The organism is Mycobacterium montefiorense, from assembly GCF_003112775.1.
Classification (GTDB): Bacteria; Actinomycetota; Actinomycetes; order Mycobacteriales; family Mycobacteriaceae; genus Mycobacterium; species Mycobacterium montefiorense.
In genome coordinates, this window is the sequence record NZ_BFCH01000018.1 from 871,031 (window position 1) to 883,460 (window position 12,430).

Genomic DNA, 12,430 nt, shown 5'->3' on the forward strand with positions numbered 1-12,430 from the left:
ATCCCGGGCGTGCGGTGTGACCTAGCTCAATGGGCAGTTCAATTGGCAGAGGCGCGCTGGCGGGCGCGGAATGCCTGAACCTTCACTTTGTTGCCGCAGGTGGCCATGCCGCACCAGTGGCGATTCTTGGCCCGCGAGGAATCGACGTACAGCAGCGAGCAGTTCGGGTGGTCACACCGCTTGACGTTGTCGATGTCGGACCCGGCGAGCAGCTCGAGCAGATCCGCGGCCACGCTGGCGAACAGTTGCGACGCGGTGCCCTCGCTGCTCGTCCCGCCGTCGAGCAGCAGCCGTGGTGTCAGCTGGGGTTGCGATGCCTGGGCGTTCAGCAGTTCTACGTCGGCCGGCTTTGGCTCGCGGTCGTCCAGCCGCGCGACAGCGGTCCGGTAGATCGCTTCGCGCACTTCGATCGCGGTGACGAGATCGTCGTCGGTGACCTCGATTCCGGTGTCCACCAGCCCCGCCTGGCGGGCCCATTCCGAGAGCACCGCAGGCTCGGTCAACTGCTCGTCGCGAGAGGTGTTGCGGTGCTTCAGCGTGCCCGCGAAGTTGAGGCACATCCGGCCGCATACGAACCCGAATTTCACGTAACCACCTTGGCAGGTTTCAGGCTGACCCGCAACCGGAACCGGCAGCCGTTCAGCGCCGGCTTGAGCGCATTCCCGTGCCGAGCGTGCGGCCAGCTTCACGTTCGGCGGGCCCGGCTTGCCACGGTTACTCGACCGGCGCCAGCCGCCGTAGCTGCGTCACATGGGCGGGTGACAGCTCCTCGAGGCAGGTCACGCCCAGCAGACGCATGGTGCGCAGCACCCCGGTCTGAAGAATCTCGATGGCGCGGTTCACACCTGCCTCGCCGCCGGCCATCAGCCCGTACAGATACGCCCGCCCCACCAGCGTGCACCGCGCCCCCAGCGCGATCGCGGCCACGATGTCGGCACCCGACATGATGCCGGTGTCCACCAGGATCTCGGTGTCCTTGCCGACCTCGCGCGCCACCGCCGGCAACAGGTGGAACGGCACCGGGGCCCGATCCAGCTGGCGGCCACCATGATTGGACAACACGATGCCGTCGGCGCCGCGGTCGACCACGGCACGTGCATCGTCGAGCGTCTGGATGCCCTTGACCACGAGCTTGCCGGGCCATTGCTCCTTGATCCAGGCCAGGTCGTCGAAGGTCAGACTGGGGTCGAACATCGTGCTCAGATATTCGCCGACGGTTCCCGGCCAGCGATCCAGCGACACGAATGCCAGCGGTTCGGTGGTCAACAGGTCGAACCACCACTTCGGGTGCGGCACCGCGTCGAGCACGGTGCGCAGCGTCAACGACGGCGGGATTGTCATCCCGTTGCGGTTATCACGGAAGCGTGCGCCGGAGACCGGAACGTCGACGGTGGCCAGCAAGGTGTCGAATCCCGCGGCGGCGGCGCGCTTGACCAGCGCCATCGAACGCTCGCGGTCCTTCCACATGTACAGCTGAAACCATTTGCGGCCCTGCGGGACGGCAGTGACCAGGTCTTCGATCGCGCAGGTCCCGAGCGTGGACAGCGAGAACGGGATGCCGGCCTGGGCCGCCGCCGCCGCGCCGGCGATCTCACCCTCGGTGTGCATCAACCGGGTGAATCCGGTCGGCGCGATCCCGAACGGCAGGGCGACCGGCTGTCCCAGCACGTTCCACCCCGCGGTCACCTTGCTGACGTCGCGCAGGATTGTCGGATGAAACTCGATGTCGCGGAAGGCTTGTCGGGCGCGCACGATCGATAGCTCGTCCTCGGCCGCGCCGTCGGTGTAGTCGAAGGCCGCCCTGGGGGTGCGTCGTTTGGCGATGCGTCGCAGGTCGTCGATCGTGAATGCGGCGTCGAGCCGGCGCTTGGTGGCATCGAACTGGGGCCGCTTGAACTGCATCAGTGGCGCGATGTCGCGGGCCTTGGGCATGCGTCGTTTGACCACCATGTATGCCACCGTAGTCATATGGACTCGACAGACGACCCCTTCAATCTGACACGTTTCGTTGTCGCCCAGGCTCCCGTCTACCGCAGTGTCGTCGAAGAGTTGCGCGACGGACGAAAACGCGGTCACTGGATGTGGTTCGTCTTCCCGCAGTTGCGCGGCTTGGGCCGCAGCCCGACGGCGGTCCGGTACGGCATCTCGTCATTGCAGGAGGCCCGCGCCTATCTCGGGCATGAGCTGCTGGGGCCGCGATTGCGTGAGTGCACCCAACTGGTCAACCTGGTGCAAGGCCGTACCAGCACGGAGATTTTCGGTTCACCCGACGATCTCAAGCTGCACTCGTCGATGACGCTGTTCGCCCTCGCCACCGACGACCGCGAGGACTTCACCACACTGCTGGACAACTACTACCGCGGCCAGCAGGACTCCCTGACGCTGGCCCAGTTGCACGACTAAGCGGGGCGCAGGATTCGCCAGCCGTGCGCCTCGACGGTCACTTCATCGACGACCTCGCTGGGTGGGGCAGCGGAGCCGGCGACCACCTCGACACGCGCCGGGCCCAGCTCCGAGGGCATCAGCCGCAACGGCTGGTCCTCGATGTTGAGCGCAACCAACAGCGATTCGTCTCCGCTGCGCGTCTCGTAGACGTAATGCTGGTTAGCCAGCCGTAGCGATGTGGTGGTGGCCGCATGCAGCCAGGGGTGCCGTCGCCGCAGCCCGACGAGGAATTGGTGTAGTCGCCACGTCTCGGCGCCGAAGTCATCCAATGGCATTGGGGGAGAGAAGAACTCCGGGCGCACCGCGTCATCGCCACCGTAGCGCTCCTCTTTGACAGCGCGGAATCCGAACTCGTCGCCCGCGTACATGCTCGGCACACCGCCGATCGTCAACAGCAGCACCAGCGCGTGCGGCAGATGATCGACGTTTTCCAGTTGGCTGGCGATGCGGGTGACGTCGTGATTGCCGATGAAGGTCAACGGCGCGAAGCGGGCCAAGAACTCACTGTGCCGCTGCAGGGCCCAGTCCAGCTCGAAGAAGTTGCCGTCGTTGAGGCTGCTCCAGATCGCCTTCCACAACTCGTACTGCGTGGCCGAGTCGAACGTGGTTCCCTCGACGATCGCCGCGTAGTCGCCATGGATGAGTTCGCCGACGAACCAGCCGTCCGGGTGCCGCTCGCGCACCTTCGGCAACACCATCGCCCAGAATTGTTGTGGCACAGCATAAGCCGCGTCCAGCCGCCAGCCGTCCGCGCCCCGCTGCAACCAGTGCGCCATCACGTCGACGACGTAGTCGACGACCTCGGGGTTGTCGTGGTTGAGGGTAATGAGCTCGGAATGCCCCTCGAAGGTATGAAAGCGACCGGGGCGCCCACGAAACCAGCGTGCCGCCGCGTCGTCGTGTGGCGCTTGGGAGTATCGCGAGAAGTCCGCAACGACATGGTTGAACACGCCGTCCAGCAGCACCCGCAAGCCGCGGCTACGTGCTTGCGCGATCAGATAGTCGAAGTCCGCGTCGTCACCGAGCCGGGGGTCAATTCGGTAGTGGTCGGTCGTGTCGTAACCGTGTGCGCGAGGCGAATATCGGCCCCAGCGCAATTCCGGATGCCCCCAGCTCGATGGCGTGATCGAACCACTCGGCGAGTCGTCGCAACCGGTGTTCGCCCGCGTCCGGCGGGGCCGATCCCTCGGGTGTGGGAAACGCTCCCACGAAGCCCAAGGGATAGACCTGCCACCAGATCGCATGTGAGACCCAGGTCGGCGTCACGAAGTGACGATCAGCCGACGCTTGCCAGTGTCTCGGCGGTGGTGATCGCCTGGCCCACACCGGAAACGATCGCGGCGGCCTTCAGCGCTTCCAAGATCACTTCGCGATCCACACCGGCCTCACGAAGTGTGTGCTCGTGGGCGACGACGCAGTGCGAGCAGCCGTTGATCGACGACACCGCGAACGACCACAGCTCGAAGTTGGCCTTGTCCACGCCCGGGTTGCCGATGATGTTCATCCGCAATCCGGCGCGCAGGTCGTCGTACTTGCCCTCCAGGAACCCGCGGCCACGGTAGAACACGTTGTTCATGCCCATGATGGACGCGGCCCCAAGCGCCGCTTGGTACGCCTCTGCAGACAGATTGTCTGCTGCTTCGGCCCCAATCTCGGCTAGCACCTGGGTGTTTCGCGTTGCCGCGGCACTGGCCAGCAGGGTGCCCCATAACTGCTCGTCGTTCAGCACGGTAGTACGGGTGATCGAGCCGAGGTTGAGCTTGAGATCCTTGGCGTACTCCGGCAGCGCTTCCTTCAGATTCTCGATGCTCATCACAACCTCCAGATCTACGCCGAAGCCTTGAGCAGTTCGCCGGCATCCAGGGTCGGGTCGCCCTTACGCCAATTGCAGGCACACAGCTCGTCAGATTGCAGAGCATCCAGGACCCGCAGCACCTCGTCCACGTTACGCCCCACGGATCCTGCGGTCGCCGAGACGAATTGGACCTCGTTGTTGGGGTCGACGATGAAGGTGACGCGGTCAGCCACGCCGTCGCCGTTGAGCACTCCGGTGGCCAGGGCAAGTTCGCGCTTGATGTCCGAAAGCATCGGGAACGGCAGCTTCTTGAGGTCGTCGTGCTGGGCACGCCACTGGAAGTGCACGAATTCACTGTCAACCGAAACGCCGAGCACCTGTGCGTCGCGATCCTCGAACTCGTCGTTCAGCTTGCCGAACGCGGCGATCTCGGTCGGGCAGACGAAGGTGAAGTCCTTCGGCCAGAAGAAGACAATCCGCCACTTGCCCTCGTAGTCGTCGCTGGAGATGGTTTTGAAGTAGTCCTCGGGCTGCTGAGCGTCGACCTTCGACAGGTCGCCACCGATCAGCCCGGTGAGCTCGTAGGCGGGGAACTGGTCGCCGATCGTAAGCAGTGTCATGTCCGCTCCTTATCTGGATTAATTCAAAATTAAGTATCTGTCACCATATTGCCGGGAGCGATGTCTGAAGTAAAGGTGATATATCGCACTATACTTATAGGCATGACCGATAAGAGTTTTCAGCCGACCCTGGCCGGGCTGCGGGCGTTTGCCGCGGTAGCCGAAAGACATCATTTCGGCGGTGCCGCAACGGATCTCGGCGTCAGCCAGTCGACGCTCTCGCAATCGCTGGCGGCACTGGAGACGGGCCTGGGCACCCGCCTCGTCGAGCGCTCGACGCGGCGTGTCCGCTTGACGCGGGAAGGCACGCAACTCCTGCCGCTCGCTCAGTCCGTGGTCGAGGCGGCCGAGGCGTTCACGGCCGCGGCGGCGGGGACATCGGATCCGCTGCAGGGCACCTTGCGCCTCGGCATGATCCCCACGGTGGCGCCCTACGTGCTGCCCACCGTGCTGGCCGGCCTCTCCGATCGCCTGCCCGCGCTGACCCTGCGGGTGATCGAAGACCAAACCGAACGGCTCCTCGCGGCACTGCGCGGCGGGGCGCTGGACGCGGCACTGATCGCGCTGCCAGCCGATACCAGCGGGATCACCGAGGTCGGAATCTACGAGGAGGATTTCCTACTCGCGGTCCCGCCCGGACACCCATTGTCCGGCAAGCGCCGGGTGCCGGCATCGGTGTTGGCGGACCTGCCGTTGCTACTGCTGGACGAGGGCCACTGCCTCCGCGATCAAGCCCTGGACGTCTGCCAAAAGGCGGGCGTGCGAGCCGAACTCGCCGACACCCGGGCCGCATCGCTGGCGACCGCGGTGCAGTGCGTGACCGGCGGGCTGGGGGTCACCCTGATCCCGCAGAGCGCCGCGCCCGTGGAGGCCGCGCGCAGCCAGCTCGGGCTCGCACAGTTTGCGAATCCACGCCCGGGCCGGCGAATCGGCCTGGTATTCCGGTCTTCGAGCGGCCGCGACGAATCCTATCGGCGCCTGGCCGGCATCATCGGAGAGTCGATCGGCAGTGAACAGCAGGTGAGGCTGGTCAAATAGCGTCTATTCGGCCGCGGCCGAGAGCGCGTCCATGAGTGCGTCGACGTTGAGTTGGGGTTGGATTCCGGCGGTTCCCGCGAGGCCAGATGCGGGGGCCGCCGCTGGTGCCGCGGCCAATGCGCTGGACGAGCCGGAGACGACCGGGGCGACGGGGAAGACGTAAGGGGTGGCCGTGACGGGGCCGGTGATCACGGTGCCGGCGTTGATCGCGGCGACAAGGCCGGTGCTGGTGTTGATCGTGACCTCGACCCCGGTGCCGGCAGCGGTGACGGCGCCGCCGGGGACGGTGACAGTGGTGTTGCCGACAGCGGTTTGGACGGCGGTGCCGGCACTGAGGATGTACGTTCCGGCGCCCAAACTGATGTTGCTAATTGGAGGAAAAGTATTGGTTACCCCATTCACGGTGACAGTCCAGCTGGTGGAGAAAGTGAAAGTGCCGGCAAACCCGGGGACCTGATTGATCACGATGGGGTTGCCAGCGGTGGCGGTGAAGGTCACGCCGGGGTCGATGGTGGCGCCGCCGGGGGCGATGTTTGCGGTGGCGCCATTGGGCAGGGGCGGGTCGACGAGGTTGCCCTGCTGAGTGGCGAGGTTTTGCGTCATCTGAACCACCGATTGGGTGCGGGCGGCGGTGTTGTTAGCGGTGGTTTGGGCCACCGACTGCGCTTGGGCGTCTTGGCCGGACGGGTTGGTGGTCTGCGGCAGTTCGTCGAACGGGGTCATGGTGCTGGCTGCCTCGGCCTCGGTCGCGTAGCCGTACATCGCGGCGGCGTCCTGGACCCACATCTGCAGGTATTCGGCTTCGGTGGCCGCGATCGCGGCGGTGTTCTGGCCGAAGAAATTCGTCGCGACCAACGCCATCAGCAGCGCCCGATTCGCCGCGATCACCGGCGGCGGCACCGTCATCGCGAACGCGGTTTCATAGGCAGCGGCCGCCGCATACGCCTGCGTGGCCGTGACCCCCGCCTGAGCCGCTGCAGCCTGCAACCACGCCACATAGGGTGCTGCCGCACCCGACATCGCCAGCGACGACGGCCCCAACCAGGCCAGTCCCGTCAGGTCAGACACCGACGCGGAGTAACCCGCGGCACCGGATTCCAGCTCGGCGGCCACCGCATCCCAAGCCGCCGCGGCAGCCAACAGCGGCCCCGACCCCGGCCCCGCATACATCAACCCCGAGTTGACCTCTGGGGGCAACAACCCGAAATCCATTCCGATCTTGCTTTCGTCACGACATATGGCCTGCGCGTTCGCCGATCATCGTTTACCGCAACGACAACGAAACGTTCCGGGACGGACTACTGCACTTTTCGCCCGCAACAGCGAACGACTACTGCAATCATCGTTCGGCGGTGCCGGAGCGCGGCCGAGCCGACTGTAGGTTCTGCCTATGGAAAAGGTGATCGCGGTGCTCAGGCGCGCCGACTCGAACGACGAATGGTGTGCCCGCCAACGGGGTCCGGTCGCGGACGCGCTGTTGGGTCTCGGCCTGCCCGGCCTGGCCATCAACGTCCGGGACGACGCGGTGCGCAACTCGCTGATGACGATGACGGTGCTGGACCCGCCCGTCGCCGCGGTGGTGAGCATGTGGACCCAGCAGTGCTATGGCGAACAGATAACCGCCGCGTTGGAGCTGCTCGCCGCGGAATGTGAGCAGCTGGCCGCCTACCTGGTCACCGAATCGACTCCGCTACCCGGTCCGGATATCAAACCTGGTTGTCGCACAATCGGTTTCGCTAATGTCGTATTGTTGCGTCGGCCGGCTCAGATGGAGCAGGCGTTCTGGCTGGACCGGTGGCAGTTGCACCAGACATCCGTGGCGATCGAAACCCAGTCGACGTTCGGCTACACCCAGAACTGGGTGGTGCGGGCACTGACTCCGGGCGCCCCGGGAATCTCGGGCATCGTCGAGGAGTTGTTCCCCGTGGAGGCGATAGGCGACTTGCACGCGTTTTTCGGCGCCGCCGACGATGACGACCTGAAGGACCGCCTGGGCCGGATGGTGGCCAGCACCAGTGCGTTCGGCGCCAACGAGAACATCGACTCGGCGGCAACGAGCCGCTACGTGTTCAGGACGCCGTTTCACACGTAAGGGGAACGAGATGACCACACTCAAGGACGCTGTGGCGCTGGCCGCGGGGGAAAGCGGACTGGCGGTGATCTCGACGGTTCGCGCCGACACAACCGTGCAGGCATCGCTGGTCAACGTCGGTGAGTTAACCCACCCGCAAACCGGTGAAGCCGTCCTCGGTTTCACCACCTACGGCAAAGTCAAACTCGCGAATCTCCGGGAGCGTCCGCAACTGGCCGTCACGTTCCGCAATGGCTGGCAGTGGGCGACCGTCGAGGGACGCGCGGAACTTGCCGGCCCCGACGACACGCAGCCGTGGCTTGCCGACGCAGAGCAGTTGCGGCTGCTGCTTCGCGAGGTCTTCACCGCCGCCGGCGGAACCCACGACGACTGGGACGAATACGACCGGGTGATGGCCAAGGAACGGCGCGCCGTGGTGCTGATCCCGCCAACCCGCGTCTATAGCAACGGGTGAACCCAGGCAGGCCCCGGCGCGAGGTTAGGCTGCAGCGGTGACGCTGCTGATCGATGACACCAACCGGGTACGCACCCTGACGCTGAACCGGCCCGAGGCGCTTAACGCGTTCAACGAAGCGCTTTACGACGCCACCGCCGAGGCGCTGTTGGCCGCCGCCGACGACCCGGAGATCGCGGTCGTGGTGCTGACCGGGACCGGACGCGGCTTTTCCGCCGGCACCGATCTCGCCGAGATGCAGGCACGCATCACCGACCCCGACTTCACTGCTGGCAAACACGGATTCCCCGGAATGATCGACGCGCTGAGCGCGTTCCCCAAGCCGCTGATTTGCGCCGTGAACGGCGTCGGGGTCGGCATCGGCGCCACCATCCTGGGCTACGCCGATCTGGCGTTCATGTCGTCGACGGCCCGGCTGAAGTGTCCTTTCACCAGCCTGGGCGTGGCCCCCGAGGCGGCCTCGTCCTATCTGCTGCCGCAACTGGTGGGGCGGCAGAATGCTGCGTGGCTGTTGATGTCCTCGGAGTGGGTTGACGCGCAAGAAGCCTTGCGAATGGGCTTGGTCTGGCGGGTCTGCGATCCAGAGGCGCTGCTGCCCGAAACTCGTCGGCATGCCGAGATCCTTGCCGCCCGGCCGGTTTCGAGCCTAATGGCGGTCAAACACACGATGACAGAACCGATTCGGCCGGAAATCGTGGCCGCCACCGCGCGGGAAAACGCACACTTCGCCGAGCTGATGGGCACCTCGGCCAACGCCGCGGCGCTGGCCGACTTCGCGGATCGAAAAAACAGTTAAGGCACTGAGCGCAAAAGCAATTGACGAAACGCGGCGCGATCTTTCGCCGCTAGAGCGACACCGCGGGCTCGAGCTCGGCATCGGCTTGCTTGGACGCCTCGATAATCGCCCGCAAGGTGCGCCGGCACCGACCGCAGTCACCACCGGCACCACACGCCGCAGCCACCTCCTTGGAGGTGGCTGCGCCCCGGGCCACGCATTCGGCCACGGTGTGATTGGTGACGCCGACGCACAGGCACACGTACATCAGCGCACCTCCCATACACCAGCGGTCACCCGGACGAGCCTCATCTTAAGAGAGTCTAACCTAAGTAGGTTAGACGAACCTAACCTTGCGCCGTAACACTATTTCAGCTAGTGAGCGCAGCCATACCTTGCTGGAACAATTCAAATTTGCGTGGCAAAGTGCTGCTCAGGCCGGCACGGTGAGCTCCAGCCCAGCCCACCTGCCGCGCCCATCCCACGACAGCCCCGACACCTGAGGAGTGATCATGCAAGGGGATCCGGACGTTCTGCGTCTGCTCAACGAGCAATTGACAAGTGAGCTGACCGCGATCAACCAGTACTTTTTGCATTCCAAAATGCAGGAGAACTGGGGCTTTACCGAGATAGCCGAGCACACCCGTGCGGAGTCCTTCGACGAGATGCGCCACGCCGAGGCCATCACCGACCGCATTCTGCTGCTGGATGGACTGCCGAACTACCAGCGCCTCTTCTCGTTGCGTATCGGCCAGACACTGCGCGAGCAGTTCGAGGCCGACCTGACGATTGAGTACGAGGTGTTGAGCCGGCTCAAGCCGGGCGTGATCATGTGCCGAGAGAAAGAGGACAGCACCGGCGCCTTCCTTCTCGAGAAGATCATCGCCGACGAGGAAAACCACGTCGACTATCTGGAGACTCAGCTCCAGCTGATGGAGAAGCTGGGCGAGCCGCTGTACTTGGCGCAGTGCGTTTCCCGGCCGCCGGGCTCAATCGCGTAATCCCGGCTCGCGGCAACTAACCCGCGGCGAGATTGCCGCGGGTTAGCCCTGGGCACCCGTTAGCATCGAACGCCGACGGGAAGGCAGGCATGACGAGCCCGAGAGCAGCATCCACCGCGTCAACCCAGGCCAACCCTGCAGTGGATCCCGCAACCAGCGGCGCGCTCATCACCCCGCAACGGCGAAACCTGATCTTCGTTGCGATCGTGCTCGGCATGCTGCTCGCGGCGCTGGACCAGACCATCGTCGCGACCGCGTTGCCGACCATCGTTGCCGACCTGGGCGACGCCGGACATCAGTCCTGGGTTGTCACCAGTTACCTGCTGGCGTCGACGATCGTCACCGCGCTGGTCGGAAAACTCGGTGACCTGTTCGGCCGCAAGCGCGTATTCCAGGCGGCCATCGTGTTCTTCGTGATCGGGTCGGTGTCCTGCGGGCTGGCCCAGTCGATGGGCATGCTGGTGGCAGCGCGGGCCTTGCAGGGAATCGGCGGCGGCGGGATCACCGTCACGGCCAGCGCGTTGATCGGTGAGGTTGTCCCGCTCCGCGAACGCGGTCGTTACCAGGGCATCCTGGGTGCGGTCTTCGGGGTCACGACGGTGGTCGGGCCGCTGCTGGGGGGCTACTTCACCGACTACCTGACCTGGCGGTGGGCGTTCTGGGTGAACGTTCCGATCTCGGTGCTGGTGATCTTCGTTGCCGCCGCGGCCATTCCGGCGCTGGCGTCGTCCACCAAGCCCGTCATCGATTACGGCGGAATCGTGTTGGTCGCCCTGGGCGCCGCGGGTTTGACCCTGGCAACCAGCTGGGGCGGCAGCCTCTATCCGTGGGGTTCGCCGACGATCATCGGCCTGTTCGTCGGCGCCGCCGTGGCACTGGCCGCGTTCGTCTGGGTCGAAAGCCGTGTCCCGCAGCCGATCCTGCCGACCCGGCTGTTCGCCAGCCCGGTGTTCACGGTCTGCTGCGTGTTGTCGTTCGTGGTCGGATTCGCGATGTTGGGCGCGATGACGTTCTTGCCGACCTATATGCAGTACGTCAACGGCGTCTCGGGGCGACGACGTCGGGGCTGCGCACGCTGCCGATGGTGATCGGGATGCTGGTCACCTCGACCGGCAGCGGCACCCTGGTCGGCAAGACCGGACGCTACAAGGTGTTTCCGGTGACGGGCACCGCGCTGATGGCGCTGGCGTTTCTGCTCATGTCGCGGATGACCCCGTCCACCTCGGCTCTCGTTCAGTCCCTCTACTTGGTCATCCTGGGCGCGGGGATCGGATTGTCGATGCAGGTGCTGGTGCTCATCGTGCAAAACACCTCGAGCTTCGAGGATCTCGGTGTCGCGACGTCGGGGGTGACGTTCTTCCGCACCATCGGCAGTTCGTTCGGCGCCGCGATCTTCGGTTCGCTGTTTTCGAACTTCCTCGACGGCCGGATGCCCGCGGCGCTGGCGGCCAGTGGCGCGCCGCCCGAGGCGGTGAGCTCACCGGGCGCGCTGCATCGCCAGCCCCATAACGTGGCCGCCCCCATCGTGCAGGCTTATTCCGAGTCACTGAGCGAGGTGTTTTTCTGGGCGGCCCCGGTCGCCATGCTCGGGTTTGTCGTCGCATTGTTCCTGCGTGAGATCCCGCTGCGCGACATCCACAACAGCGCAGTCGATCTCGGCGACGGATTCGGGATGCCGACCACCGATACTCCGGAACGGCTGCTGGAGAACGCGATTGCCCGCATGCTGCGCGGCGACCCCGGTGTGCGGTTGCGCAGTATCTCGATGCGGCCCGACTGTCGTCTCGATGTGGCCGGGCTGTGGGGCGTGATGCGCATCTACCGCTTCGGGCAGATGTACGGAGCAGCCCGGCTCAGCGATATCGGGGAGTCGATGCGGATTCCGTTCGAGGTCATCGAACCCACCTTCGCGCGCTTGGTCGCCGGCGGCTACGCGCAGCGCGCCGGCGATCAGATGTGGCTGACCCCGGCCGGGGCTCAGCAGGTCGACTACGTCTATTCATTGCTGCTCGCGTGGATCGTCGACAAGCTGTCCCGTTCACCCAGCTATCAGGGCCGCCCGGACCGCCGCGAAGTGGAAAACGCGCTGCAGCACATCGCCCACCGCGTTCTGGCCCAACGCGATTGGCACGACGACGCGCCCAGCACCGGCGGGCTACAGGCGGGCGCCGGCAGCAGATATTAGAACGTGTTCCAAAAATTGCGGGCGC

12 protein-coding genes and 2 pseudogenes are annotated in these 12,430 nt (G+C 65.4%); 7 read left to right on the top strand and 7 right to left on the bottom strand.

Translation table 11 applies throughout. From position 1 onward, the window contains the following. Positions 1-38: 38 nt before the first annotated feature. Entirely contained in the window at positions 39-587 is a 549-nt protein-coding gene (locus DB708_RS16470; protein WP_133251019.1) for a CGNR zinc finger domain-containing protein, read from the bottom strand. 127 nt (positions 588-714) lie between these two features. After that, positions 715-1,950, bottom strand: a complete 1,236-nt coding sequence (locus DB708_RS16475) for an alpha-hydroxy acid oxidase (protein WP_108924350.1) — start codon at positions 1,948-1,950, stop codon at positions 715-717. An 18-nt stretch (positions 1,951-1,968) separates the two neighbouring features. On the opposite strand from DB708_RS16475, the gene DB708_RS16480 reads away from it, so the two are divergent. Continuing rightward, positions 1,969-2,403, top strand: a complete 435-nt coding sequence (locus DB708_RS16480; RefSeq protein ID WP_108923566.1) for a DUF1810 domain-containing protein — start codon at positions 1,969-1,971, stop codon at positions 2,401-2,403. On the opposite strand, the pseudogene DB708_RS16485 reads toward DB708_RS16480, so the two are convergent. From DB708_RS16485 to DB708_RS16495, 3 genes and pseudogenes are all read right to left on the bottom strand, one after another. Further along, a pseudogene (locus DB708_RS16485) lies at positions 2,400-3,711 on the bottom strand (alpha-amylase family glycosyl hydrolase). The gene DB708_RS16480 and the pseudogene DB708_RS16485 overlap by 4 nt on opposite strands. Before the next feature lie 10 nt (positions 3,712-3,721). After that, entirely contained in the window at positions 3,722-4,258 is a 537-nt protein-coding gene (locus tag DB708_RS16490; RefSeq protein WP_108923568.1) for an alkyl hydroperoxide reductase, read from the bottom strand. A 14-nt stretch (positions 4,259-4,272) separates the two neighbouring features. Continuing rightward, positions 4,273-4,860 (bottom strand): peroxiredoxin, encoded by a 588-nt coding sequence (locus tag DB708_RS16495; protein ID WP_108923570.1) that lies wholly within the window; start codon positions 4,858-4,860, stop codon positions 4,273-4,275. A 102-nt stretch (positions 4,861-4,962) separates the two neighbouring features. Here DB708_RS16495 and DB708_RS16500 point away from each other — a divergent pair, with 102 nt between their 5' ends. Continuing rightward, a complete protein-coding gene (locus DB708_RS16500; RefSeq protein WP_108923572.1) occupies positions 4,963-5,898 on the top strand; it encodes a hydrogen peroxide-inducible genes activator in 936 nt (311 codons plus the stop codon). Positions 5,899-5,901: 3 nt separating this feature from the next. On the opposite strand, the gene DB708_RS28095 is transcribed toward DB708_RS16500, so the two are convergent. Next, entirely contained in the window at positions 5,902-7,110 is a 1,209-nt protein-coding gene (locus DB708_RS28095; RefSeq protein WP_108923574.1) for a PPE family protein, read from the bottom strand. 178 nt (positions 7,111-7,288) lie between these two features. Between DB708_RS28095 and DB708_RS16510 the strand changes: the two genes are divergently transcribed. From DB708_RS16510 to DB708_RS16520, 3 genes are read left to right on the top strand one after another with little or no spacing between them, the layout of a single operon-like run. Beyond that, entirely contained in the window at positions 7,289-7,990 is a 702-nt protein-coding gene (locus tag DB708_RS16510) for a hypothetical protein (RefSeq protein ID WP_108923576.1), read from the top strand. 10 nt (positions 7,991-8,000) lie between these two features. Continuing rightward, complete coding sequence (locus DB708_RS16515; RefSeq protein ID WP_108923578.1) at positions 8,001-8,444, top strand: TIGR03618 family F420-dependent PPOX class oxidoreductase; 444 nt, start codon at positions 8,001-8,003, stop codon at positions 8,442-8,444. A gap of 37 nt (positions 8,445-8,481) precedes the next feature. Then, positions 8,482-9,240 (top strand): enoyl-CoA hydratase/isomerase family protein, encoded by a 759-nt coding sequence (locus DB708_RS16520; protein WP_108923580.1) that lies wholly within the window; start codon positions 8,482-8,484, stop codon positions 9,238-9,240. Positions 9,241-9,289: 49 nt separating this feature from the next. Here the strand turns inward: DB708_RS16520 and DB708_RS16525 are convergent, their stop codons facing one another. Further along, the gene (locus DB708_RS16525) at positions 9,290-9,487 is read right to left on the bottom strand and encodes a (2Fe-2S)-binding protein (RefSeq protein ID WP_108924351.1); all 198 of its coding nucleotides are present in this window, start codon (positions 9,485-9,487) and stop codon (positions 9,290-9,292) included. A gap of 244 nt (positions 9,488-9,731) precedes the next feature. On the opposite strand from DB708_RS16525, the gene bfr reads away from it, so the two are divergent. Continuing rightward, complete coding sequence (gene bfr / locus DB708_RS16530) at positions 9,732-10,220, top strand: bacterioferritin (protein ID WP_108924352.1); 489 nt, start codon at positions 9,732-9,734, stop codon at positions 10,218-10,220. A gap of 89 nt (positions 10,221-10,309) precedes the next feature. Beyond that, a pseudogene (locus DB708_RS16535) lies at positions 10,310-12,405 on the top strand (MDR family MFS transporter). Positions 12,406-12,430 lie beyond the last annotated feature (25 nt).

Excerpts from the sequence above, each read along its gene's own strand:
- DB708_RS16515 (WP_108923578.1), top strand. The coding sequence starts at position 8,001 with ATGACCACACTCAAGGACGCTGTGGCGCTGGCCGCGGGGGAAAGCGGA.
- DB708_RS16525 (WP_108924351.1), bottom strand. The coding sequence starts at position 9,487 with ATGTACGTGTGCCTGTGCGTCGGCGTCACCAATCACACCGTGGCCGAA.
- DB708_RS16495 (WP_108923570.1), bottom strand. The coding sequence starts at position 4,860 with ATGACACTGCTTACGATCGGCGACCAGTTCCCCGCCTACGAGCTCACC.
- DB708_RS16510 (WP_108923576.1), top strand. The coding sequence starts at position 7,289 with ATGGAAAAGGTGATCGCGGTGCTCAGGCGCGCCGACTCGAACGACGAA.
- DB708_RS16475 (WP_108924350.1), bottom strand. The coding sequence starts at position 1,950 with ATGGTGGTCAAACGACGCATGCCCAAGGCCCGCGACATCGCGCCACTG.
- DB708_RS16480 (WP_108923566.1), top strand. The coding sequence starts at position 1,969 with ATGGACTCGACAGACGACCCCTTCAATCTGACACGTTTCGTTGTCGCC.
- DB708_RS16490 (WP_108923568.1), bottom strand. The coding sequence starts at position 4,258 with ATGAGCATCGAGAATCTGAAGGAAGCGCTGCCGGAGTACGCCAAGGAT.
- DB708_RS16500 (WP_108923572.1), top strand. The coding sequence starts at position 4,963 with ATGACCGATAAGAGTTTTCAGCCGACCCTGGCCGGGCTGCGGGCGTTT.
- DB708_RS28095 (WP_108923574.1), bottom strand. The coding sequence starts at position 7,110 with ATGGATTTCGGGTTGTTGCCCCCAGAGGTCAACTCGGGGTTGATGTAT.
- bfr (WP_108924352.1), top strand. The coding sequence starts at position 9,732 with ATGCAAGGGGATCCGGACGTTCTGCGTCTGCTCAACGAGCAATTGACA.